At 68.2% G+C, this 22,285-nt stretch carries 22 protein-coding genes and 4 pseudogenes; 13 read left to right on the top strand and 13 right to left on the bottom strand.

Features of this window, described 5'->3' with window-relative positions:
- The first annotated feature begins 243 nt into the window (after positions 1-243).
- Positions 244-2,085 (top strand): sugar-binding protein, encoded by a 1,842-nt coding sequence (locus OG965_RS02920; protein WP_371648777.1) that lies wholly within the window; start codon positions 244-246, stop codon positions 2,083-2,085.
- Positions 2,086-2,127: 42 nt separating this feature from the next.
- On the opposite strand, the gene OG965_RS02915 is transcribed toward OG965_RS02920, so the two are convergent.
- Positions 2,128-2,331 (bottom strand): hypothetical protein, encoded by a 204-nt coding sequence (locus tag OG965_RS02915; protein WP_371648775.1) that lies wholly within the window; start codon positions 2,329-2,331, stop codon positions 2,128-2,130.
- Between the two features lie 272 nt (positions 2,332-2,603).
- Positions 2,604-3,518 (bottom strand): amidase, encoded by a 915-nt coding sequence (locus tag OG965_RS02910; RefSeq protein WP_371648773.1) that lies wholly within the window; start codon positions 3,516-3,518, stop codon positions 2,604-2,606.
- Between the two features lie 388 nt (positions 3,519-3,906).
- Here OG965_RS02910 and OG965_RS02905 point away from each other — a divergent pair, with 388 nt between their 5' ends.
- The gene (locus tag OG965_RS02905; RefSeq protein ID WP_371648772.1) at positions 3,907-4,290 is read left to right on the top strand and encodes a hypothetical protein; all 384 of its coding nucleotides are present in this window, start codon (positions 3,907-3,909) and stop codon (positions 4,288-4,290) included.
- 475 nt (positions 4,291-4,765) lie between these two features.
- On the opposite strand, the gene OG965_RS02900 is transcribed toward OG965_RS02905, so the two are convergent.
- Positions 4,766-5,338, bottom strand: coding sequence for an RICIN domain-containing protein (locus OG965_RS02900; RefSeq protein ID WP_371648770.1), 573 nt, complete (start codon positions 5,336-5,338; stop codon positions 4,766-4,768).
- A gap of 501 nt (positions 5,339-5,839) precedes the next feature.
- Positions 5,840-5,983: a hypothetical protein gene (locus OG965_RS02895; protein ID WP_371648769.1), complete on the bottom strand. Its 144-nt coding sequence runs from the start codon at positions 5,981-5,983 to the stop codon at positions 5,840-5,842.
- A 547-nt stretch (positions 5,984-6,530) separates the two neighbouring features.
- On the opposite strand from OG965_RS02895, the gene OG965_RS02890 reads away from it, so the two are divergent.
- Positions 6,531-7,439 carry a tyrosine-protein phosphatase gene (locus OG965_RS02890; protein WP_371656831.1) on the top strand — a complete coding sequence of 303 codons (909 nt, stop codon included), beginning with the start codon at positions 6,531-6,533 and terminating at the stop codon, positions 7,437-7,439.
- A gap of 348 nt (positions 7,440-7,787) precedes the next feature.
- Here OG965_RS02890 and OG965_RS02885 read toward each other — a convergent pair.
- Positions 7,788-8,048, bottom strand: a pseudogene (locus tag OG965_RS02885) (WD40 repeat domain-containing protein); the annotation flags it as partial.
- 104 nt (positions 8,049-8,152) lie between these two features.
- Between OG965_RS02885 and OG965_RS02880 the strand changes: the two are divergent.
- The gene (locus OG965_RS02880; protein ID WP_371656830.1) at positions 8,153-8,692 is read left to right on the top strand and encodes a YrhB domain-containing protein; all 540 of its coding nucleotides are present in this window, start codon (positions 8,153-8,155) and stop codon (positions 8,690-8,692) included.
- Between the two features lie 63 nt (positions 8,693-8,755).
- Here OG965_RS02880 and OG965_RS02875 read toward each other — a convergent pair.
- Positions 8,756-9,046 (bottom strand): annotated as a pseudogene (locus OG965_RS02875) (DUF6192 family protein); the annotation flags it as partial.
- 305 nt (positions 9,047-9,351) lie between these two features.
- On the opposite strand from OG965_RS02875, the gene OG965_RS02870 reads away from it, so the two are divergent.
- Genes OG965_RS02870 through OG965_RS02860 form a run of 3 tightly spaced genes read left to right on the top strand, consistent with a single transcriptional unit; the run spans position 9,352 to position 10,613 of the window.
- Positions 9,352-9,756, top strand: coding sequence for a hypothetical protein (locus OG965_RS02870; protein WP_371648767.1), 405 nt, complete (start codon positions 9,352-9,354; stop codon positions 9,754-9,756).
- Entirely contained in the window at positions 9,743-10,408 is a 666-nt protein-coding gene (locus tag OG965_RS02865) for a nitroreductase (protein WP_371648765.1), read from the top strand. Before OG965_RS02870 ends, OG965_RS02865 begins: the two co-directional genes overlap by 14 nt.
- A 58-nt stretch (positions 10,409-10,466) precedes the next feature.
- Positions 10,467-10,613, top strand: coding sequence for a Tn3 family transposase (locus tag OG965_RS02860; RefSeq protein ID WP_371656829.1), 147 nt, complete (start codon positions 10,467-10,469; stop codon positions 10,611-10,613).
- A gap of 442 nt (positions 10,614-11,055) precedes the next feature.
- Here OG965_RS02860 and OG965_RS02855 read toward each other — a convergent pair whose 3' ends face one another.
- Together OG965_RS02855 and OG965_RS02850 are read right to left on the bottom strand one after the other, a co-directional pair.
- Positions 11,056-11,277, bottom strand: a complete 222-nt coding sequence (locus OG965_RS02855) for a helix-turn-helix domain-containing protein (RefSeq protein ID WP_371648763.1) — start codon at positions 11,275-11,277, stop codon at positions 11,056-11,058.
- Entirely contained in the window at positions 11,277-11,768 is a 492-nt protein-coding gene (locus tag OG965_RS02850; RefSeq protein WP_371648762.1) for a DUF2975 domain-containing protein, read from the bottom strand. Before OG965_RS02850 ends, OG965_RS02855 begins: the two co-directional genes overlap by 1 nt.
- Positions 11,769-12,068: 300 nt before the next feature.
- On the opposite strand from OG965_RS02850, the gene OG965_RS02845 reads away from it, so the two are divergent.
- Positions 12,069-13,685, top strand: coding sequence for a class I adenylate-forming enzyme family protein (locus OG965_RS02845; RefSeq protein WP_371648760.1), 1,617 nt, complete (start codon positions 12,069-12,071; stop codon positions 13,683-13,685).
- Between the two features lie 96 nt (positions 13,686-13,781).
- Entirely contained in the window at positions 13,782-13,997 is a 216-nt protein-coding gene (locus tag OG965_RS02840; RefSeq protein WP_371648759.1) for a hypothetical protein, read from the top strand.
- 243 nt (positions 13,998-14,240) lie between these two features.
- Here the strand turns inward: OG965_RS02840 and OG965_RS02835 are convergent, their stop codons facing one another.
- Positions 14,241-14,828 carry a TetR-like C-terminal domain-containing protein gene (locus tag OG965_RS02835; RefSeq protein WP_371648757.1) on the bottom strand — a complete coding sequence of 196 codons (588 nt, stop codon included), beginning with the start codon at positions 14,826-14,828 and terminating at the stop codon, positions 14,241-14,243.
- A gap of 19 nt (positions 14,829-14,847) precedes the next feature.
- On the opposite strand from OG965_RS02835, the gene OG965_RS02830 reads away from it, so the two are divergent.
- Complete coding sequence (locus OG965_RS02830) at positions 14,848-15,279, top strand: DUF6463 family protein (protein WP_371648755.1); 432 nt, start codon at positions 14,848-14,850, stop codon at positions 15,277-15,279.
- A gap of 217 nt (positions 15,280-15,496) precedes the next feature.
- Complete coding sequence (locus tag OG965_RS02825; RefSeq protein ID WP_371648753.1) at positions 15,497-16,117, top strand: DUF3995 domain-containing protein; 621 nt, start codon at positions 15,497-15,499, stop codon at positions 16,115-16,117.
- Between the two features lie 115 nt (positions 16,118-16,232).
- Here OG965_RS02825 and OG965_RS02820 read toward each other — a convergent pair whose 3' ends face one another.
- Both OG965_RS02820 and OG965_RS02815 read right to left on the bottom strand, forming a co-directional pair.
- Positions 16,233-18,233, bottom strand: a complete 2,001-nt coding sequence (locus OG965_RS02820; RefSeq protein ID WP_371648751.1) for an SGNH/GDSL hydrolase family protein — start codon at positions 18,231-18,233, stop codon at positions 16,233-16,235.
- A 1,033-nt stretch (positions 18,234-19,266) separates the two neighbouring features.
- Positions 19,267-19,452: pseudogene (locus tag OG965_RS02815) on the bottom strand (transposase); the annotation flags it as partial.
- Positions 19,453-19,611: 159 nt separating this feature from the next.
- Between OG965_RS02815 and OG965_RS02810 the strand changes: the two are divergent.
- Positions 19,612-20,427: a phosphotransferase enzyme family protein gene (locus tag OG965_RS02810; protein WP_371648749.1), complete on the top strand. Its 816-nt coding sequence runs from the start codon at positions 19,612-19,614 to the stop codon at positions 20,425-20,427.
- Between the two features lie 151 nt (positions 20,428-20,578).
- Entirely contained in the window at positions 20,579-21,163 is a 585-nt protein-coding gene (locus OG965_RS02805; protein ID WP_371656828.1) for a GNAT family N-acetyltransferase, read from the top strand.
- On the opposite strand, the gene OG965_RS02800 is transcribed toward OG965_RS02805, so the two are convergent.
- Positions 21,160-21,561 (bottom strand): hypothetical protein, encoded by a 402-nt coding sequence (locus OG965_RS02800; RefSeq protein WP_371648747.1) that lies wholly within the window; start codon positions 21,559-21,561, stop codon positions 21,160-21,162. The two genes, OG965_RS02805 and OG965_RS02800, sit on opposite strands and share 4 nt — an antisense overlap.
- A 58-nt stretch (positions 21,562-21,619) precedes the next feature.
- Positions 21,620-22,033 (bottom strand): annotated as a pseudogene (locus OG965_RS02795) (transposase); the annotation flags it as partial.
- Positions 22,034-22,285: the final 252 nt, after the last annotated feature.

Here is a 22,285-nt window from a genome sequence, read left to right as displayed (position 1 = left end):
CACAAAAGCCCAGCTCAGCCAGTCACTCGAAACGAGCCGGACCCTTATTCAACAGTGCGCCCGTGTCCGCTGTCGAAGGATTCGATCAGCTTCGAATGCGTCCCCGCACTGCGACGCGTGAGGATGTGTCACTCGCGGTGCGAGGGGGAGCAGCCGCTGACTGGCAGGCTGGCTTGATGACGTGCGTTCGCTGATGACATCGGGCGCCGCTCGTCGCACACTGCCGGTGAAGGGAGGGCTGCCTTGCTGCGATGCGGGGTCCGACAGATGCTGTGGACGGGGTGCACGGTGCTCGGCGTGGTCGCCAGCGTGCTGCCCCTGGCGGCAGACACGGCACGGGCGGGTCCGGTGCCGACCGACTCCTTGGGGAGGACGGATCCGGCGCACACCGATGTCCTGTTCGTCGGAGCCCACCCCGATGACGAGTCGTCATCCTTGGCCACCTTCGGCCAGTGGCAGGAGCGGCGAGGCCTGAGCACCGGCGTCGTCACCATCACCCGGGGCGAGGGCGGCGGGAACGCGGTCGGCACCGAAGAGGGGGCAGCTCTCGGCCTGATCCGTGAGGGCGAGGAGCGCAAGGCCGTACGGCGGGCCGGCATCCGTAACGTGTTCTATCTCGACAAGCCGGACTTCTGGTACACACTCTCCGCTCCGCTGACCGCCACGGTCTGGAACCCGTCGCCCCAGCCGGCGACGGACACGCTCTCGCGGCTCGTCCGGCTGATCCGGGCGACCACCCCGCGCGAAGTGGTGGTCATGGATCCGCGCCCGTTCCACCAGCACGGCGGACACCAGGAGGCGGCACGGCTGGCTGTCGAGGCGTTCCAGCTCGCAGGCGACCCGACCGCGTTCCCCGGGCAGATCACCCGGGAGAAGTACCCGGCCTGGAAACCGTCCCGACTGCTCGCCACGAACGGCGGTTTCCCGGGGCCCGCGGGGGAGAAGTGCGGCAAGTACCAGGCCAAGGACCCGCACACCGGGCTCCCCGTCATCGGTGTATGGACCGGCACGACAGCGCGCAGACACTCGGGCAGGACCTGGGCGCAGATCGAGCGGGACGCCACCCGCGAGTACGCCACCCAGGGCTTCGCCTCCCTGCCGCCGACGGTCGAAACCCCACGGGTGAAGCTGCCCTGCGAGTGGTTCACCGTCCTGGCCGACAGCCGTACACCACAGACTCCCGTCACACGCGAACAGCCGGGCCTGCGCCCGCTGTACGCCGACTTCCGCGCCTGGGCCCGGCGGATGCGGATGCCCTGGCTCGCCAATGACGCCCAGCCTGCGTATCCGGCCAACCCCTCCGCCAGTGTGCCCTCCGTGGCCGAGGCTCCCGTCGTGGACGGTGTCGCCGGACTGGGGGAGTACCCCGGCCCGGCGCTGCGGCTCACCCACTGGGAGGGCGAGCGATGTGCCGACGAGAAGGACTGCGCGGCGGACGTCCGCTTCTCGCGCCAGGGCGATGACCTGTATGTGTTCGTCCGCGTCGCCGACGACATCAAGGGGTACGCCCTGGACGCCGCGGCCGACTGCAAACGCCACTGGCGCACCGACGCCGTCGAGATCGCCCTCGACCCGCAAGGCCGCTCCGACGACACCTCGACCACTTTCAAGACGGGCATCCTGCCCTTCACCAAGGACAGCAGGGGACCCTGCGCGGAACGCGACGCCGACAACTGGCAGGGACCCGCGAGCCGCACCGCCCCGGGCCTGGCCGTCGCCTCCGCCGTGACCGATCCGTACAAGGGGTACGCGGTCGAGGTCAGGATTCCGCTCGACGGCCTGCCCGCCCCCGCCGATCCTGAGCGCCTGGCGGTCAATATCCTCCTCTACGACTCCGACACGGCGGACCGCACCGGTCAGACGCGCCTGGCCTGGTCTCCGTTCGGTAGCGCCCAGGCCGATCCCTACGTCTGGGGCACCTTGCGCCTGCCCGGATACGTCCCGCCGCCCGACCAGCCCGTGCAGCCCGCGCGGATCCCCCAGGAGGCCGCCCGGAGCAGCCGCTCCACCGCATCCGTTGAGCAGGCCCGGCGCACCGGTGTCCCTCTCGCGGGCGGTCCGCGACGACCACGGCAAGGGGGCTGACATCCGGCTGGTACGTACCGTGAACCGGCCCGATGCGTTCGGTCAGTTCCGTGAGCGCGGCGTGACGATCGGGAGCTTCGCGTCGGGCAGGGTGAGCGTGGCGAAGGCCGCGCCCACCGCATCCTGGGCCCCGTCGCCCTCCAGGGCGATCTTGTTGTCCTGGACACCATCGTTGAACAGATGGTCCAGGACGCCCCGGAACAAGTGGTCACCGACGCCGCGTGAGTGCTGGGTTTCTCCATCCACGAGCGCGCGCCCGGCACTCTATCCTCGTCTGCGCGCACAGACGAGGAGCCGCTGCCCGTCCGGCCGAGCGCCGACCCACAGGCGGCGCTCACGGGCTCCCGACCCCAGTCCCGTGAGTACATGAGTAGCCGTGAGGAGATCGATCTCCGCGAACTGCACCTGGCCGGTGCCGATCTCCGTTGGGCGGACCTGACTGATGGCGAGTGGGAGGGCGTGAACGTTCCTCCGGCCGGACGCGGAGGCCCGGCCGGAGGAACGCAGCCCGAGCCTTGTCAGGGCCTCAACACACCGTCGAGCTTCTCCCAGTTCGAGTAGCCGCCGCCGGGGGACCATTGCGAGCGGTGCCACACGCCCCCGGTGTGATCGACGCCGAACAGTTCCACCCGCCCATCGGCATTGGTCTCGGCGGCAACCTGGGTCAACCCTCCGTCGAGCTTCTCCCAGTTCGCATAGCCGCCGCCGGGGGAGGTTTGCGAGCGGTGCCACACGCCCTCAGTGTGATCGGTGCCGAGCAGCTCAAGCCGGCCGTCCTGATTGCGAGCCGCGGCAACTGACGTGAGCCCGCCGTCGAACTTCTCCCAGCCGGACCAGCTGCCGCCGGGGGAGGTCTGCCAGCGGTGCCACACACCCTCGGTGTGATCGACGCCGAACAGTTCCACCCGCCCATCGGCATTGGTCTCGGCGGCAACCTGGGACAACCCGCCGTCGAACTTCTCCCAGCCGGACCAGCCGCCGCCGGGGGACCGCTGCCAGCGGTGCCACACACCATGGGTGCGATCGGTGCCGAACAGTTCCAGTCGGCCGTCCTGATTGCGAGCCGCGGCAACTGACGTGAGCTCGCCGTCGAATTGCTCCCAGCCGGACCAGCTGCCACCGGGGGAGGTCTGCCAGCGGTGCCACACACCCCTGGCGTTATTGACGCCGAACAGTTCCACCCGCCCATCGGCGTTGGCCTCGGCGGCGACGGCGACGAAGGGGCCGCCCAACTTCTCCCAGTTCGCATAGCCGCCACCGGGAGAGGTCTGCGAGCGGTGCCAAACGTCTCCGTCGCTACTGACGCCGAACAGCTCCAGTCGGCCGTCCGCGTTGCGAGCCGCGGCAATCGAGGAGCCGAAGTAGCCGACACCTTGCTGGGGCGCGGCCGTGGCGGGGCCGGGCACCGCGGCCAGTAGTGCCGCAATCGCCATAGAGGCCACCAGACTTGCCCGCAGATTCCTGACCAGCTGACCGATGCGTTCGTACGCTCTTCTTGATCTTTTTCGCATGACACTGCCCTTTCACCACGAGGCGTGCGCGAACAATGTAGACATGGTGGTTGGGGCGGAGACCGACCGTCCAGCGGCTGGTCCACTGAGCGGAACACGGGTTCAGCCAGGGTGAGCGAGGTGGCCGCCTTACGACAAGGCGACGTCCCGCCGCTGCTCGTCGATCTTGCGGGCGACGATGTTGCGGATGTGCTGTGCGCGGGCGAGCTGTGCAGCGGTAGCCAGTGCCGCATCAAGCAACGTTCGCCCCGTCTTGCCGAACGGGTCCGCGGCAGGCAGCCGTTGGATACGGTCCGCGTAGTCTCGCGGGGTGCATTCTCATCTGAGCTTCGAGAACCCTCCCGCGCTGCCTCACGGGGCGGTGGTCGAGACGTTGGAGCAGGCTCTGCGTGACCGCTCGACCGAGGGCGAGGCGGCGGGAGTCCTGGTCGGCACCGCCTTGAACGACGACGACGCGGGGTTCATCGAGCACTGGTGCGTGCAGGTCGGGACGCGGGCTGTGTCGGGTAGTCCGCTGCTCGGGCTGGCTGGGCTGTGCCTGGGCCATACCGCTCGACGCTTTGGGCATCTCAGCGATGAGGCCCGTGCCCTGGCAGAGTCGCTGGCGGCGCGGGCCGAGGCAGACCCGTCGGATGTGGACGGTCGGGCCCTCGACGGCTACGACGATGTCCGGAGCTTCCTCCACCTGTGGTGACCTCACCTGTTGCAGGTCAGGCTGCGTTGGCTGTCTTCACGAGGGCTTTGAGGCCTGCCCCGTTGATCGCGCGCATCGACGCGTGGGCCGAGGCCCAGACGTTGGAACACGGTGCCGATGCCGCCAGCTACCAGGGCGACTTGTCGATCCCGCCTGGCCGGCGGGTAGGGGGCTGTCCCAGCTGGGCGTCGACAGGACCGATGGCGATCGACTGCGAATCCTGCGCAACGCCCATGCGATTGCTGCTGACGGCCGTCGGTGATGAGATGGACGCCGGCTCGCAAAGCTGGATGCCGCTGGAGGATCGCGACCCGTCTCTGCGGGGACAGGACTCGATCCGGAGCGGCTGGCCTGTTTCCCACCCACTCGGCTTCGCTTCGGCCGTGACCGTGACCGCGACCTCCGCGTCTTCACCTGCCCGACCGGCCCCGGCCACCCGCCCCGATGGGTGCTCGCCCAGTACGCCAGCGCTGCTTCAGTCGATGGGCACGCCTACGCGCCGTAGGATCCAACGGCGCGAGGGGTCTGTGTCGCAGGTGAATTGCACGAGCGGGACATTGTTGTCGGTGGAGACACCTCCGGCGACCGTCATGCACTTGCGGGTCTGCGCGTTCACGAGCTGGTATGAGCTGCCGTTCCAATTGGTGACGAACCAGCGGCGAGAGGGGTGCGTGTCGCAGTTGAATTGGACGAGTTCGACGTTGTTGTCGGTGGAGACGCCGCCCGCAACTGTCGCGCACTTTCGGGTCTTTCCATTGACGAACTGCCTGCCGTTGCCGTTGTTGTTGGTGATGGACCAGCGGCGTGAGGGATGTGTGTCGCAGTTGAATTGGACGAGTTCGAGGTTGTTTTCGGTCGAGACACCGCCCGCAACCGTCGCGCACTTGCCGGTCCCCGCGTTGACGAGCTGGAAGTCTCCCGTTATCCCTGCCGGGGTGTCGGGAGAGGCCGGATGCGCAACCGCGGCATCGGGCCAGAGCATGATGCCCCCGGCTACAAGAGCTGTCGAGGCCGTCAAAAGACGGCGAGTCCGATTGTTTTTGCGCATAATGATGCTCCTCTCGTGACTCTACGAGGGAGGTGAGAAAGACGTTGGCTCGTCGAGCAGGCCCGCTCCAGGGCTCTGCGACTGTGGCTGATGGACTCCAGCTCGACAGGGGGCCATCGATAGCGCCGCGGCAATCCCTTCCAGGGAAGCACGGTTAGCGCAGATCGGCATCTGGTACAGGATGGCGATAGCGTCGATACTCTGTTCCTTCCCTGCCCTAATAATTCCAGCCGGACTTTTGCAGTAGGAACGCGATTCAACGCCCTACGTTTGGCCAAGGAGCACGAGTACCTCTGGAGGCTGTCCTTCGTGCCGTGTCGTGGGTGGGTGATGCGGTCAGTCGAGGTGGTGGACGAGGATTCGAGCGCTGACGAACCGGCTGTTCGCGGCGGCTTCCCGTATGGGACGGCGCTTGGCTTTCTGGTCGGCGGCGGGGTTTTGGGTGAGTCCGATTTTCCCGACGTACGGCACGTTCCACCCGTACTGCTCGACTGCGGCGGTTCACTGGGGCGGGGAAGCGATGGTTCCGATGTAGAAGAGTGTCCCGGCGGGTTCCATGACGGTCAGCTGCGCGATGCGGACTTCCGCGGCGGGGGTGGTGTGGGTGGCCGGCCACCGGTCCGCGTGCGCAGGTGCCTGGCGCATCCGGCCCACGGGGGAGACGCCGCGGGTAAGGACGTGGGAGGCGAGGACGTCCAGGAGTTCGGCGCCCGCTCCGGTGCCGGTGTTGAGGTGGACGGTGCTTCGGGTTCGGCGATGGGGGTGGGCGGCATGGCGCGGCTGTGTTCGACGGTCGCGGCGGTCATCCGCATCGCCATCCCGCGTCCGGCGCGGCCGGCGGCCTGGGCAAGCGGGCCAGGCCGTGGTGGCTGCCGGCCCGTGGCGCCCGCGCCGTCCGTGCCGAGCGCGACCCGGAGTTGGTGGATCCGACCTGGCAGATCCAGGTGGCGCCGTGCTGGCCGGACGCCGGTGCGACCTCGCCGAGCTGGTTGATGTCCGTCGGCCGATCGTCTTCAGGTCCTCAGCCGGTATCTGACGCCGCTGCCTTCATAACCGGAACGGTGCGTTGCGGAACTGACGGGTGGTCACGGCGCGTGGCGGGGCTGTTGTTTCATGCGTGAGCCTTCCAGGCACAAGATCCACGCGCTACGTTCCCGGCTCCCCCCATGGAAGGAGCCCTCTCGTGGCACCGATGAGACGCGCCATCAGCACGTCTGTGCTCGCCCTGGCCCTGGTGATACCCCTGGCAGCCGGTACGGCGCAGGCGTCCCCGCCTGCGAACCACGCCCGCCCCGCCGACAGCACGGTCACGAGCTCGCGGGTGTTGGCGGTACCGGGCACGGTCAATGCCCGGGACATCGGCGGCTACCGCACGTACGACGGCAAGACCACCCGCTGGGGTGTGCTGTACCGCTCGGAGACCCTGTCGAAGCTGCCGCCCGAGGGCGTGAACGCGCTCGCTGCCCTGGGGCTGGGCAGCGTGATCGACCTGCGTACCGCGCCCGAGATGCAGGCTGACGGAGCCGACCGACTTCCGGCCGACGTGACCTCCATCGTCCAGCCGATCGACGACACGTCGTTGTTCGCGTTCATCGGCATGGTGGTGCGCAGCAAGGACCCCGTGTACCAGCAGCAGCAACTCGGCGGAGGAAAGGCCGAAGCGAGGATGGATGTGCTTTACCGTGCTTTCGTCACCAACCCGGCGAACCGAGCCGCGCTCGGGGCAGCGATCCGCACCGTGGCGAACGCGAACGAGCCGTCGATGTTCCACTGCTCGGCCGGCAAGGACCGCACGGGAATCCTCGCGGACACGATCCTGCGCGCGGTCGGCGTGCCGGCCTCCACATCCGAGGGTGACTACCTCCTGAGCAACGAACTCCGTGCGGCATCGGACGCTGCGCTGAAGAGTCAGCTCAAAGCCGCGGGGTTCATGCAGGACCCGGCCTTGCTTGACCCTTTGCTTCAGGTGCACAGCAGCTACCTGGGGGCGTTCAGGGCGCAGGCGCTGGCCGACTACGGAAGCTTCGGCGCCTTCCTCACCGAAGGGCTCGGGCTCGATGCGCTCACCTTGTTCAAACTGCGGTTCCGCATCGTCGGCTGACCCCCGAAAGGGAGTGTCTGCTGAGCTTGTGGCCGTGATGCCGTGGAGTTTGACAGGGGCAGTCGTCGCGGTAGAGCCGATGTATGAGGTATCCGCGAGGCGGTGGCCTGACGGCCGATCAGCGGGTTGGCGGGGTAGGCGGATTCTTGTGGCGTTGGCACCATGGGCAAGGGCACTCCCGTTGAGGATTTCCCTTCGAACGCTCCCAGGTTGCGGCCGGTCCGGGTCACGTGCGGCGCGGGCAGGGCGGGGCGTAGTCGAGGCCGGGGAATGGCGGGCCCACTGGGCGCGGTCGGTCACGTCCCAGATGTTCACCACGCCGTCCACGCCATTGGTTGCCGCCGTGTGGTCATGGGAGGCGAAGGCGACGCCTGTGACGATGTCGGCGTGTCTGGCCAGTTCGCCCAGCTCAGGGTGTTGGGGGAGGTGACTGATGTCCCACAGCTTCGCCGTATGGTCGTCGCTGCCGCTCAGCAGGGTGTGGTCCGGGCTGTAGGCGAGGGCGTCGACGAGGTGTTGGTGCCCTTGGAGGGCGGCGATCTGACCAAAGCCAAGGTGAAGCTCACCGCCCTCGACCGAAGCCTGCGACGCGCCCGCGGCGACGGCCACGGCGTTACTGACCTCGGGGTGTCCGTCGCCGCGCGACCACCCTCATGACCACCGAGCACGGAAACCACTGGGCGTACGAGGAACCATGCGGGATGCTGCCGGGCATGATCGACCGTGAGTACGCCAAGCGCATAGCCCAGGAAGACCTGGACCGCAGTTATGCGGGGCGCCTGGTGGTGTCCGGGGTGGAAGCGCACGAGCTGGTCTGGATCGTCTCCTACCAGACCGAGGAGTACCTCCGGACCCGGGACCCGGGACAGCTTCTGGGCGGAAACGGCCCTTATCTGGTCGACCGAATTGACGGTGGCCTCCACCAGATCGGCCCGGTCTCCTATGCCACCGGCGAGTGGGAGGCCGACTACCGCCAGCGCATCCGGAAGGAGCCCACGCGCACGGCCGTCGACGACCTACACGACGAACTCCGCCGAGCGACGGCTGACCAAGGCCGGATCATCGCTATGCACCTGCTACGGCAACGCGTCCCGAGCCTGACCCATGCCGAAGTCATCGAATACGTGACCGCCCTTCAGGCGGGCCCCGCACCAGAGCACCTCGTCGCTGCCGCAACCAAGACCCTTGTTCCGCCTCTTGATCCTGTCCTCTCCGTGGAGACGATGCACGCCGGGCGAGACTCCGGACGCTAAACTCACGCGGCCAGCCGGCCAGCCGGCCAGCCCGTAGTCCGGATAACCGTCCCGCATGGCCACGAACACGACCCTCCGGCGCTTCAGGAGGGCGACCGCGACACGGCAGGCCACCGCCTCGTCCCGCACCAGCTCGGTGACCGCCTCCACCTTCTCCTCGACCGTCACCGGCACCGACGCCTTCCACCCCACCGCCCGTTTCGCTGCGTCCCCGTCCCACGCCCGGCGGCCCGTCCGCTCGTTTGGCGGCGGATGCGCGATCACCTCGAACGGGTCAGCAGCGGAGGCGAGGACCTTGTGGACCTCCCACGACACCCCCGCCACCCGGCGCTCGGTCGGCCATTTCGTCGCCACCCACCGGGTACGTCCGGACAGTCGCCACCGACAGTCCCACGTCCTCCGCGAAGAACATCCCGGCCGCCGGCGCCGGCGACAACTACGCTGTCTCCTTCCTCATCGAGCAACGAGGACGACGGCCCTCGTCCAGACCTGCTGCCAGCTCGCCCGAACCCTCCATACGACCGGCGTCATCGAAAGATCTGTCGGCCGAACCGTGCCGGTGATCGTCCACGAGCTGGAGTACTACGAGGCGGTCGCCCGGCAGACCGAGGCCGCCAACCCGCCCGGTCTCGCCGACGAGTTCACCTCGTGGGTCCGCAATGGCTGAGGCATTCGGACAGTTCCATTACCCGACTCCAGCATTAGCCGTCTACCCCGAAGAGGCGATTCAGGCGCACATGGCCTTCCTGGCCCGCCGCCGGTCCCTTCGCCCGAGCGAGGAATACCGCGTCCCCACCGACGAGGAATGGCAGGAGTTCCTCGGCCACTTCGAGCGCCGCAAAGTCTCCATCGGCGCATGCGGCCGCGCGTTCGGCACCCCCTGCATCCACGAACACGCCTGCATCCGCTGCCGCCGATCGCATCGACAGGCCGAGGAACAGCGCTGCCGCCTGCCGCAGATCCGAAGTGCGATCCGGATCACCTGTTGCCTCGTGTGCGTGCTGAAGACGGTAGAGAGGTGGTTGGCGTTGAGTGAAGGGAAGAGCAGACGTGGATGTGTATGAAGCTGTGGACAGTCGCCGGGCTGTGCGGGCGTTCAGCGATGAGCCGGTATCCAAAGAGATACTCGAACGTGTGCTGGCCGCAGCGACGCGGGCTCCGTCGAGCGGGAACCTCCAGCCGTGGCATCTGTATGTCGTGACCGGCGAGCCCTTGGCCGAGCTGAAGAGGCGCGCAACGACCAGGGCACTGGCGGGAGACCCGGGGGATGAGCGGGAGTATCCGATGTACCCGGCCGAACTGACCTCGCCGTATGTGGACCGTTTTTCCGCCGCGGCTGCCCAGCGGTACGAAGCGCTGGGGATCGAGCGCGACGACCCCGACAGGCCCATGAAGATCGCCGCCTTGAACTCGGAGGCGTTCGGGGCACCGGTCGTGCTGTTTTGCTACCTCGACCGGACGATGGGGCCCGGGCAGTGGGGGGACGCGGGGATGCATTTGCAGACGGTCATGCTGTTACTGAGGGCGGAAGGGCTGCACAGCTGCCCTCAGGTGATGTGGACGATGTATCGCAAGACCGTCAGCCAGATCGTCGGAGCCGATGACGGGCTCGTGCTGTTCTGCGGTGTCTCGGTGGGATTCGAGAAGGAGGGCGCGCCACGGCTGCGTACCGGGCGGGCTGACATGACAGAAACAGTGAGCTTCATCGGTGGGTGACCGGGCATGTCGGTCTGGCGTCGGCCCCGATCATCGCAACTCGTAGTTCCGAGAATGCCTGATCTTCCAGAACACCCTGGACATCGCCCAAGCGGTGCGCGAGTTGCAGGCCGAGGGCTGGAAGGTGGAACCTGAGGACCCGGCGGAGGTCTCGCCCTATCTGACCGAGAAGATCATGCGGTTCGGCGGGTACTCCGCCCACTGATCCTCCCTGACCCCGCATGGCCACCTGCTCAAGGTCGACGCGACGTTCGCTGGAGAGCTTGGCGGCCCTGCATCGTGCCGGCTGGGCTACTGATCTCTTCGGGGTGGGGTCGGGTGGTGACGGGGCTTGATCCCTGCGGTACGCCGGAGTTATGTGATAAGCGCAAGGTGGTGGGCTGAAGCTGTGTGTTCGCTGCTGCGACGAGGGCCACTGGCCAACACCGCGTTCACCGATATCGGCCATCTCATCCGTACCCTCCACCGCGGCCTACGCCGCATCGAGCAGCGCCCCGACATCATCGACGGCCTCCTCGCAGGCACCGGCCTGACCATCAACCCCGACCGACCCCACCCCGAAAAACCAGTAGCCCTTGAGGAGGTCCGCTGTCCTCGAAGTCTTCTCCGACTCGCGGCAGACGTACGGCTACCGGCGCGTCCACGCGTCACTGGCCTGCGGCGTCCTCTGCCTCCCAGCGCAGCAGGTCGCCCGGCTGGCACTTGAGTACCTCGCAGAGCGCGGCGAGTGTCGCGAAGCGCACCGCCTTGGCGCGGCCGTTCTTGAGTACCGCCAGGTTGGCGGGAGTGATCCCTATGCGGTCCGCGAGCTCGCCGACGGACATCTTGCGTTTGGCCAGCATCACGTCGATGTCGACGGTGATCGGCATCAGATCACCTCGTCCAGCTCGGCCTGCATCTGCGCCGCTTCGCCGTCGCGCGCGACGGCTTGGGCGAGCAGCATCCGCAGTACGAGCACGAGGAGTGCAACCCCCAGGATGGCTACGCCAATCCCGCCCATGATGACGGTGACGCCCGGGTCGTCGCGCTGGCCCGGTGCGTTTACGGCCGTGACGGCGAACCATACGAGGGCAGCCGCCACGATCGCGCCGATCACTCCGTCCACGTACCGGAAGGCGGCGTGGGAGAACACGGTTCCGCGTCGCACCATCGTCACCAGTCGCCAGATGCAGACCAGGGCGACCTGGACCGACACCATGCCCAGGATCGTGATCACGCGCAGCGCGGTCAGTGGGAGCGACCCGTCCTCCGGGTCGCTCCCACTGACCAATGTCCACACCATCATTGCCTGTACGAACGCGGTTCCGGTGAGCACCACCACGAGCACGGCGCGCAGCGCACGTACGGTCAGCTTTCCCACGACCTACCCTTCCATCGAATCACGATGTAAATCTATCGATATTCGATAGGTAGGGCAAGAGTGGGGGCGGCGGTGGGGTGGCGGTTTCGCAGGGTGGCGCGCCGCCGCTGCCTCCTGTGGCATGACCGTTGCGCGAACAGTCTTGATCTTGTTGAGGCCAGATGCACAGCACCCTGGGCCGGAGAGCCGAGTAACCGTCCCATATCGGAATATAGTGCTCCAGTTGCTGATGGCTGAAGTTGCTCCCTGCGAGGTCACGGCTCCTGGGTGGCGTGCTTGCATGTATTCATGATCGTTAATTTGCAGGAAGCATCTGGGGCGCGGACGTACCTGGAGCACATCCTGGAGCACTGGCACGAGGACGAGGACGCCGATGCGCTCGTCCAGGGTGAGTTGCGGCTGACCCGCAGGGAGGCTCGGCAGCGGCTGTTCAGTTTGGGGCACGCGTTGAGGCGGCAGGGACTCGTGCCCGGTGACGGTGTGGGGTTGTTCCTGGCCAACCATGTGGATTCTGTCTTGGTGCAGCTTGCGGTGCATCTGATCGGCTGCCGTGTGGTGTTCCTGCCGCCCGAGCCGGGGCCGGGTGAACTCGCCGCGCTGGTCGAGCAGTCGAAGGCGCGCGTTGTGGTGACCGATCCGGTGTTCGCGGCGCGTGCCGCTGACGCGGCCGGCCGCAGTGTCCATGCACCTGTGCTGCTCAGTGTCGGTCCGTGTGAGCAGCGGTGTACGGATCTGCTGGCCGTGGCGGCCGAGTGCCCTGTGACGCGTCCCGAGGGCGTGTCCGCCCCGGCAGCGGACGAGGCCGTCACCGTCCTGTACACCGGCGGCACCCTGGGCCGCCCCAAACTCGCAGCCCACAGCCACCGGCTGTACGACGTGCTGATGGATGGCGTGGCGGCCGACGGGGGCAACGCTCCTTCTGTGGGGTTCTTCCCGGCCATGGACCCGGGTACGGACCGGGTACTCGTCTCCACGCTGCTCACGCACGCAAGTGGCCACCTCACGTCGCTTCAGGCGCTGGTGACAGGATGCGCCCTTGTCGTGCTGCCCGAGTTCGAAGCGGGCGCGGCCCTGGAGGTGCTGCGCGAGGAGCGGATCACCGCCACCATGTTCGTACCGCCCATGCTGTACGCGCTGCTCGACCACCCACAGTGCGAGGTGGGAGCGCTGCCTGTGCTGCGGCGGATCGTCGTCGGCGGCGCGGCTTCCTCGCCCAGCCGGCTCCAGCAGGTGGTCGAGGTCTTCGGGCCCGTGCTCAGCCAGGGCTATGGGCAGTCGGAGGCGCTCGGCATCGCCGCGTTCGACGCGGAGGACCTCGCCGTGCAGGCAGCCCGCCGGCCCGAGCTCTGGCGCAGCTGCGGCCGCGCGATATCCGACACCCAGATCGAGATCCGCGGCGAAGACGGCACGGCGGTGCTGCCCGCCGGGCAGATCGGCGAGGTGTGCGTGCGGGGCAAGGCCGTGATGCTCGGTTACTACGAGGACCCGCAGCGCACCGCGGAGGCGTTTTACGGCGGCTGGCTGCGCACCGGGGACATGGGCTATCTCGACGCCGAGGGATACCTCTATCTCGTCGACCGGGCCAAGGACATCATCGTCACCGGCAGCACCAGCGACAACGTCTACTCCCGCCTCCTGGAGGACTTCCTGCTCACGCTCCCCGGTGTGCGCAACGCGGCGGCGCTGGGCGTGCCGGACGAGGACTACGGGGAGGCGGTACAGATCTTCCTGGCCACGGCCGAGGGCGCTGACGTCGACCCGGACGCGGTCGGCGCCGCGGTGACCGCCGAGCTGGGGGACCTGTATACGCCCCGCAAGACGGTCCTGCTCGACCAGCTGCCGATGACCAAGGTCGGAAAGGTGGACAAGAAGGCGCTGCGCGCCCCGTGGACGAGTACGGCCGTGGACACTCCGTAGGTGCCGCTGTCGCCGGGATCCGTCTCGGCCTGAGCCCGGACCAGGCAGGCTCTGACGTGCGGTGCCGGCTCTCTTTGAGAGGCGCCGGGCCTGGGGGTGGAGGCGGTCGCGCCGGACTATCAGCGGCTGGTGGGCGTGCCGGAGGCGGGTGGGGCCGGGCTGCGGGCCCGGGAGTTGACCGGACGGCTGAGCCTGGAGGTGGCGCCGACGACGGTCGAGGGGGTGCGGTCGAAGGTGAAGCGGCTGGTGGAGCGGGGCTGGCTGGCCGAGGAGCGTCCTGGGGTGTTCACGCCGCGGCGGGTGGCCGGGTGACGTTTCGGGACTGGTGGCGGGTGACACCCACGAGCGGTGCAGGAGGCCCTGCCTTCATGCCCGTGCCACCGGAAGACCATCCGACCGGGAACCCTCGCTCGACCACCAGGCAAACCTCTTGGTACGACAACGGCTACCAACGCAGACCACGCCCCTGGGGTTTGGCATCCTCCTGATCGTTCAGGTCCGGGAGGATGCCGAGGCTCCCTCTGCGACCAGGATTCCGTTCGATAGCGCCGTCGGTCAATTGCCCCGAGCGGCGGCTTCGGCGAGCGCGGCGATGCGCGACGCGAGGGCGGGGGTGGGTGGCTGGGCGAGGAGGAACAACCAGGCGTACGCGGTGCCGAGTACGGCGGCGTGCACCAATACGGGGTCTGCCGGTGTGGGCAGTTCTCCTCGTTGGTGGGCGCGTTCCAGCAACGCGGTGATCTGTGCGCGTTCTTCGGCGATGAAGGTCTCCTGGAACCGCGCGGCGATGTCGGGCTGCTGCTGCAGGTCCGCGAGCAGCCCGGGGGTGGCTGCGGCGGTCACCGGGTCGGAGAAGATCCCCAGGATCAGGTTCGCGAGCGCGGTGAGGTCGCCGGTGAGTGTTCCGGTGTCGGGCAGGGGCTGCGATTTTCTCCCGTGGACGAGGACGGAGAAGACGAGTTCGCCGCGTGAGGTGTGGCGGCGGTAGATGGCCGCTTTGCCGATGCCTGCCTTGGCGGCGATGGCGTCCATGGTCAGGCCGGCGTATCCCACGCGTGGCACCAACTCGCGTACCGCGTCGCGGATTGCGGCGTCCACGCGGGTCTCGCGCGGGCGGCCGGTGGGTTGCTTCGGAGGCTGCATTGCCCCATCATACGGAACCATGAGTATCGGAACTGGACGTATCGAAACTTCTTCCGCGGGCGGCAGCACTCGTGCCCGCACCCTGACCCTGTGGGCAGGCCGCAGTGCCGTGTCCATCGGCGGCCTCCACACCGCGCTCTTTGCCGTCGAGTCCCGGTCGGAATGGGCTGGCTGGCTGTCGGGCGAGCTGCGTGGCGCGGACCCCGACACCCACGCCGAGACGGTGCGTCTGTTCTGGGCGCTGCCGGGCGGCTTCGCGGTGCCGCTGATTCTGCTGGGCCTGCTGCTGTCGCGGATGGCCCGCACCGGCCAGGAGGTCCCGCGCTACGTGGGATGGGTCCTGGCGGGCTGGGTGGTGCTGGCCGGGTGGATCCTGGGACCGTCGGGGTTCCCGCTGGGTCTGGTGCCGGCTGTGCTGCTGATTCTTGCGTCCAGGGGGCGGCGGTCGTGAGCGCCATTCCTGAGCGCAGAGCTTGTTCCTTGACCCTTCAGCCGTTCAGGGTGAGTTGTGGAGCCGGCCACGGGCAATGCCATCGATCCGACTGTGGTGTGGGCGATGCGGCGCTGACTGTCAGTCGCTGGCGTGTCCAAGGGCGGCTCCCCCGGGCGGGGGGCTGGCCGTTCGCGCGGACGACGCCCTGTCATCGAGGTTCGGCAACGGTGGAGCCGTGACGAGCAAGCATTCTTTGGACAATCCAGTGCGTCCGGCCGCGAGCTGGGCGCTCCGCCTCCGCCTCCGTCTGGGCAGGTGGCCCGGGTTCGCCGTTGCGGCATGGGGGTTTCTGTTCGCGGTCCCCAGTTTCCTCTGGGCGTTGGGTGGCACCTTCGGCGCGCGGTCGACGGTGGCTCCGTCGCTGGTGAAGCTTGCTGACGACCGGGTGACGTGGTTCCTGGCCGTCTTGTGGGTGACCGGTTTTCTGAAGCTTTTCGGGGCGTTGGTCGGTATCGGCCTGACGCGCCGTCGCGGCACGTGGACGGGTCGGCTCCTGGTGTTCTGTGGCGGTGGCGCGACGCTGCTGCTCGTCTGGCACGGATGTCTGTTCGTTGTCCACGGAATGCTGGTCGAGGCCGGGGCGCGCGCAGTCGCGCCTGATCTGGCCGGGTTGACCCGCTGGTACCTCTACCTGTGGGGGCCGTGGTTCATTGCCGGCGGCCTGGCCTTCGCCGCGGCCGCCACGAACTATGTCCGCCGCCACGATGACCGGCGTGAAGTGCGGGTTTACGGATGCGTGGGGGCCCTGGGCGCGTTGTTCCTGTCTTCGGCCTCGCTGGTCACCGGGATTGGTTGACGGCGCTCACACAGCTGCCGGCCGCGGGTGAGTTCACGCCGCGGCGGGTGGCCGGGTGACGCTTCAAGTGGCCGGCGATGCCGGTCCACTGGCGGCGGGCGAGCTGCTCGGCTCCCTACCTCGCCTGCGCTGAGGAGGCGGGATCCCTGTGGGGTGGTTTCCTTCCGGGGAGCAGGCTGAAGACGGCGATGCTCGCGACCCACAGAACGGCCAGTGCGAGCAGCACGGGCACCAGCCACGGCCAGCGCCCGCGGGTTTGCTCCAGCTCCCAGGCGCGGATCCGGTTCTGACAGTGCGGGTTCCCGGCGTTGCGGGTCATGCTGCATTCGGGCTCGGGTGCCGGCAGGGCCTGGTTCGTGGTCTGCCCCTGCGCCGTGGGCGCGCGATGCTCCAGCAGTCCGGGGTGGTTGTTCAGCCAGGTGGTGAAGGTGTCGCGCATGGCTTCGTGGCCGCGCTCGTTCGGGTGGAGGCTGTTGTGGATCCACTTGGCCGGGCTGAACCGCTGTGAGGTGAGGCCGTTGACCGATGCGATGTCCACGAAGTTGATACCGGCCTTGCTTTTCCTCCCCTGGCACAGCTGGAGCTGGTGGTCCTTGAGGCTGTCCTTCATCTCGGCCAGGTACTCGATGCCCGCCTTGGCCTCGGTCGCGGCGTCGGACATCGTCTTGTCGACCTGGTCCACGAACCGGTGGATGAAGCCCCGTTCGGTCTTCGTCAGGGCCACTCCGGTGCATCTGCCGGTTGTGGCGAGCGGCTGCGGGTAGGGCACCGCCACGATGGGCACGTCGGCTGGCAGGGCCTTCCTGAGCGAGCGGAACGTCGCGGCGAGGGCTCCCCGTACCTTCGGCAGGTTGCCTGTGAACGCCGACTCCTGGTCCTCGCAGTCGCCGGGCGCGATGCACGCTTCTCCCAGGATGGCGAAGCCGGCGTCGTTGCCTCCCAGCGCCACGATGACGAGTGCGGGGTGGAACGAGGATGCCTGACTGGTGAGTTGATCGATCTGGGTACCCGGCTCGTCCCCCTGCGCTTCGATCTTGGGGCCCGGCCTCCCCTCCTGCACTTGGAGGAAGCGTGCATCGGCTTTCGCGATGACGTTGTAGGTCCGCGCCCCGGAGCACGCGAGGAACAGCACGCGGTCGAAGCGCCGGTCTCCCGTGGCGAGTCCCACCGCGTACGCGGAAGGCGAGCGCCGGCATTCGTTGCGGCCGCCGTCGTCGGTTCCCTCGAAGTAACTGCTCGCACCCTCGCCCGACATGTAGGAGTCGCCGATCGCCACGAGGACGCGCTGCCCTCCGGCGGGAAGGAGGGCCTGTGGTGTGGGGTGCTCGGGGGGAGCCGCCGCGAGCATGCAGAGCGCCGCGAGGACGAGGGCGATGTCTGCGTGCGTGTTGGAGACGATGGCCAACACCAGCACCAGCGCCATGGCGGCGAGGACCGCGGCCAGTACCCAGTCCAGATACCCCAGATATGCGACGGCCAGGACGGTCAGGACGATCCCGGCAATGCCCAAGTACCCGACGATACCGACACCGGCGTCGTCTCCCGCGGCAGAGCTGCGCCGGCGCAGTCGGCGCACTCCCCACTCGGACAGGACGTTGAGCCCGAGCGGCAGAGCTACGAAGAGGGCCAGGCCGAGGGCGATGAGCAGGGACAGGAAGAGGCCGCCCTTGGCCTTGGGCAGCAGGAAGGCAGCTGAGATCGCCGTCACTGCGGTCAGGGCGCACAGGGCCACACCCCACCACAGGAGGGCGTTCCTCTGCTGGCCGAGCTTGGCTCCCCGCCACGCTTCGACGAACCAGCCCAGACCGAGCAGCAGCAGGACCGAGCCGACCAGCGGCAGGGCGTCCCCCTCGAAACCCGCCAGGGGGGCGACGAGTACCAGCACTCCTGCGGCGGTCAGGAACGCGGCGGCGCGCACCAGCCAGCGCGGGGGGTTTCCGCCTGGCCCTTGCTGATGCCCGACCCACAGCTGTCGCACGATGAAGACGGCACTGCAGGCACCGAAGACGTACAGGGCCAGCCGCAGTTCCGAGAGGGGCACTCCGCGGCTCGACTCCACGACGAGCAGCACGGCGCCGCCGACGAACATGACCCGCGGTCCCCACCACAGCGCCATGCTGCGTCGGCCCCTTCGTTCGGCCGGCGCCGTCGGCTCGCCACCGTTCATTTTCCTGCACCCTTCTGCCGGTCGGAGAACGTCGGACGACGCTCGACGTGCTTGGCATCCCCTGGCAGCAGGCGCTGCGGAGTTTGCGGAAGCTCCACCGGCCCTGCTGGCGGGTGAACACCCACATCAGTTCATAGCGGTCGGGCTAGGCGGCGGGGATGCCGAGCACCTGGTGGACGCCAAGGGACTGGATCAGGCGGGAGGCTTGCCGGTGTGTTCCCAGCAGACGAGGACGGGCACGGGGGCGGCTGGCGCGGCGCGGGCCAGGGCCTCCTCGGCGCCGACGGCGGGCTCACCGCGCACGCGGGTGCGCAGGGCGGCGGTCAGCGGTTCGACCGTCTGGAGGCAGCGGGCGCGGGCCCCGGCCGGTCCGCCGGTCGCGAAGGACGACCGCGGGGCGGGGCGGCGTCGCGCCTTAAACGGGCGGGAAGAGCCCCGTGCAGTTCCTCGGCCCGGCGCCGATCGCGACCGGCCAGTAATCCGGGGTCCTCAGTGCCCTCCGCGTCCTCGCCGGTGTCCCCGGCGTGCAGCTTCTTCGCAGGTCGGATCACCATGATCAGGGCGTCCTTCGGCCCGGGTTCCGGGCCGTCGGCCGAGGCGGCGGTCGGGCCCTCCGCGGAGCAGCCGGCCATCGCGAGCGGGGTGAGGGCGACAGCCGTCAGGAGGGTGCGGCGGGGCGCCCCTGACCCGGCGAAGGCTTCTGGCATGGGGCCCACTGTCTCCCACGTGCCGGACACCGCCGGGGCACGACGCTCCGGACCGCCGCCACGAGCGCCCGGTCGGCCGATCGAGCCAGCCGATCGGCCGAGGCTTCTCGAAAGGGGAGGCGGCACCGGGAAGTACGCCTCCAGGAGCGTGACGGGGTGGCGTGGTTGCGCTGGTTGATTGTCGGCGGTGCCTGGGAGGCTGACCGTGTTGAACGCTTTTGTAGGTCGGGGTTCTCGGCGTACACATGAACGAATCTTCACTTGTACGCCGACACGCGCCGGTGTCCGGCCACCAGCGTCAGGTCCACCGGCGCCGTAGCCGGTCCGTCCGCGCACAGCAACGCGTCGGCGAGGTCGAACAGTTCGTCCCCGCGCGCGGTCAGGCAGTCGAATGAGCCCTCCCGGAAGCATGACGCCTTCGCGAGCGCTTCACCCGGAACATGATCAAGCAGCAAACTCACCTTCACGGCCTTCGTCGTGGTCACGTGTGTCCTTGGTCGGAGCACATGATCAGGCGAAGGACGCCCCGGCGTCCGGTAAATATCCAGGTGAGCGACCTAGTTCGAAGCACATTTCGGGACCGTCCCACGCGTGATCGACCTGACGGTAGCGTGATCGACATGACGACTGAGGGCGAGATGGCAGAGGGCGAAGCGCTGGTGGGTGGCATGATGAACGAGGGCGCGGTCTTCCGCCACGGTGCCGTGGTGGAACGCCCGGCGCCGCGCACCGCGCGCGCCCTCCACGCTCATCTCCTCGCACTCGCAGAACACGGGTTCGACGCAGCGCCGAGGCCGGTCCGTCTCACCGCGGACGGCCGCGAGCAGCTGACCTACATCCCCGGTAACGTCGCTCTACCGCCGTATCCGCGCTGGGTGATGACTGAGACCGCGTTGAGGTCTGTGGGAAGCCTGCTGCGGCGCCTGCACGACGCCAGCGCGGCCATCGCGGTTGACACATGCGCCGAGTGGCCCCGATCTCTGGCCGACCCTGCGGGAGGAACGATGCTGTGCCACAACGATGTGTGTCCGGACAACGTCGTCTTCCGCGATGGCCATGCCGTAGCCCTGATCGATTTCGACTTGGCGGCTCCCGGCCGAGCAGTGTGGGATGTTGCCATGACCGCCCGCTACTGGGTTCCGATGCTCGATCCCGCGTCTGCGGCAGCTGTCCATCCCGGGGGACTGGACGCCCCGACGCGACTGCGGATCCTCGCCGACAGCTACGGCCTCTCCCCGCAGGAGCGCGCTGACCTGCCTGACGTCATCGAACAGGCCACCGCATCCTGCCGGGCCTTCGTCGCCGACCGAGTGACCGATGGTGACCCCGTCTACACCCAGGCCTTGTCCGAGCGTGGTGGTTGGGAACGTTGGGACCGCATCCAGGGGTGGCTGGTGGCTCAACGCGATGTTTTCACGGCTGCCCTGCTGAACTGACGGGTTCAGAGGTTACGGAACAGGCTCAGCCCGAGTACGCGTACTCACAACTTGTGGCCGGGCGCACGGCGCAGGTGTTTGGTCGTGAGGACCGGACCGGGATCGGATATTCGGTGTTCTGCCCGCCCCATGAGGACGCAACATGGTGCGCATGACTTTGGCCACCCCGATACTGCACACCGCTCGCCTGCGGCTGCGGCCCTTCACCGACGCCGACGCGGACTCCCTCTTCGCGCTGCACAGCAGCACCTACGTGCTGCGCTACTGGGACTCCCCGCCGTGGACCGAACGGGCCCGCGCCGATCGTTTCATCAACATGTGCCGGAAGATGGCGGACGAAGGCACCGGGGCGCGGGTGGCCATCGACCGTGCTTCTGACGGGGCCTTCGTCGGCTGGTGCGGTCTGACCGGATGGAACCCGGACTACCGCAGTGCGTCGTTGGGCTATGTCCTCGATGATGCGATGTGGGGCCACGGCTACGCGACGGAGGCCGCGCACGCCGTGCTGCAGTGGGCGTTCGACACGCTGGACCTGAATCGGGTTCAGGCCGAGACCGATACGCGCAACGTGGCATCTGCCCGGGTCCTGGAGAAGATCGGTTTCGTGCGGGAAGGGACGTTGCGGGAAGACTGCGTGGTGAACGGCGAGGTATCCGACTCGTGGGTCTTCGGGTTGCTCAGGCGAGATTGGCGGCTGTCGGCTGGGCCGATTCCGGCCCGCGAAGTGCGGCGTTAAGTCCGTTTCTGATAGCGGCCTCGTCCGGGTTGGGTGAGGAAGCCCTGGCGTGTGAGGCGTCCGAGGCGGCTGCGGGTGATGTTGACGGCCGCCTCGTCGGTGGGCATGCCGAGGAATTCGTGCGGCTCACGGGCTCTGAATGGCTGGCCGGGGTGCTGGTTGAAGACGTTCACGATGGCCTGGTAAGCGGTGTTTGTCTCGGGTGGGTCGGGCTCGGTCCCGGGTGGGACGCGTTCGGCGATGACCTTCCGGGTGGTGGTGGCCAGGTTCGCGAGTCGGGCCTCGGCCTCGGCCAGGGTGGCGGTCAAGTGCTCGATCTGGTCGCGTAGTTCACCGGCCCGCGCCGTGGTCTCGTCGTGCTGGGCCTGGAGGTCTGCCAGGAGCTCGATGACGTTCACGCGGCCAGCCCGAGGCTGTCGCGCCAGGTGGGGGCGGGTGTGGTGAGACGACGGGCCATGTTCGCGATCGAGGGTCCAGTCCCGTCGTGGTCTTCGGGACACCCGCGGCCGCGCGCACGGACTGGGTGTCGATGATCACGGGGGGACGGGTCCTCTAATCGCCGGGCTCTCTCCCGCACCTGGCAGCAGCGCAGGAGTTCCTGAATCCGCTGGTCAAGCCCGAACTCGCGCCACAGGCCGAAGTAGTAGGACACCGCCGACCAGGCCGGGAAGTCATGGGGCGGATAGCGCCACTGACAGCCCGTCCGGTTCTGATAGAAGATCGCATTCACGACCTCCCTCAGATCGGAGGCCCCGGGGTCCCCCCGGTCGCCGACCGCGCCCCCCTGTCCTGCTTCCAGGCCGTGACCATCGGCTCGATCCACGCCCACTGCTCGTCCGATAAGTCGCTGAGGTACGGCTCTCGCTCCATGCCTCGCACCTCAACATGGACATGCCCAGCAGGCGGCCTGCGCGACGATCCGTACCACGATCGAGCGATCACGAACCGAGGGAGATCGGACTTAGCGACCTCTCACACTGGAGGGCTACCGCTGAAGACGCTCACTGACCTCCGTACCTCCCGCGCGGGTCCCCACATGACCCGCGTGCACAGACCTACAGTCCGTGGTCGTTCCGGCCGCGGACTGTCGGCGTTCCGCGGGATCTCCGGCGCTGGATCCCG

The sequence above is a fragment of the Streptomyces sp. NBC_00224 genome (assembly GCF_041435195.1).
Classification (GTDB): Bacteria; Actinomycetota; Actinomycetes; order Streptomycetales; family Streptomycetaceae; genus Streptomyces.
The sequence above is the reverse complement of the archived record's forward strand: the minus strand, read 5'-3'. Positions and strand labels throughout refer to the sequence as shown.

Coding starts and splice junctions, on each gene's coding strand:
- OG965_RS02910 (WP_371648773.1), bottom strand. CDS start 3,518: ATGGCGATTGCGGCACTACTGGCCGCGGTGCCCGGCCCCGCCACGGCC.
- OG965_RS02900 (WP_371648770.1), bottom strand. CDS start 5,338: ATGCGCAAAAACAATCGGACTCGCCGTCTTTTGACGGCCTCGACAGCT.
- OG965_RS02895 (WP_371648769.1), bottom strand. CDS start 5,983: ATGCGCCAGGCACCTGCGCACGCGGACCGGTGGCCGGCCACCCACACC.
- OG965_RS02890 (WP_371656831.1), top strand. CDS start 6,531: ATGAGACGCGCCATCAGCACGTCTGTGCTCGCCCTGGCCCTGGTGATA.
- OG965_RS02880 (WP_371656830.1), top strand. CDS start 8,153: ATGATCGACCGTGAGTACGCCAAGCGCATAGCCCAGGAAGACCTGGAC.
- OG965_RS02870 (WP_371648767.1), top strand. CDS start 9,352: ATGGCTGAGGCATTCGGACAGTTCCATTACCCGACTCCAGCATTAGCC.
- OG965_RS02855 (WP_371648763.1), bottom strand. CDS start 11,277: ATGCCGATCACCGTCGACATCGACGTGATGCTGGCCAAACGCAAGATG.
- OG965_RS02835 (WP_371648757.1), bottom strand. CDS start 14,828: ATGCAGCCTCCGAAGCAACCCACCGGCCGCCCGCGCGAGACCCGCGTG.
- OG965_RS02830 (WP_371648755.1), top strand. CDS start 14,848: ATGAGTATCGGAACTGGACGTATCGAAACTTCTTCCGCGGGCGGCAGC.
- OG965_RS02820 (WP_371648751.1), bottom strand. CDS start 18,233: ATGGCGCTGTGGTGGGGACCGCGGGTCATGTTCGTCGGCGGCGCCGTG.
- OG965_RS02810 (WP_371648749.1), top strand. CDS start 19,612: ATGACGACTGAGGGCGAGATGGCAGAGGGCGAAGCGCTGGTGGGTGGC.
- OG965_RS02805 (WP_371656828.1), top strand. CDS start 20,579: ATGACTTTGGCCACCCCGATACTGCACACCGCTCGCCTGCGGCTGCGG.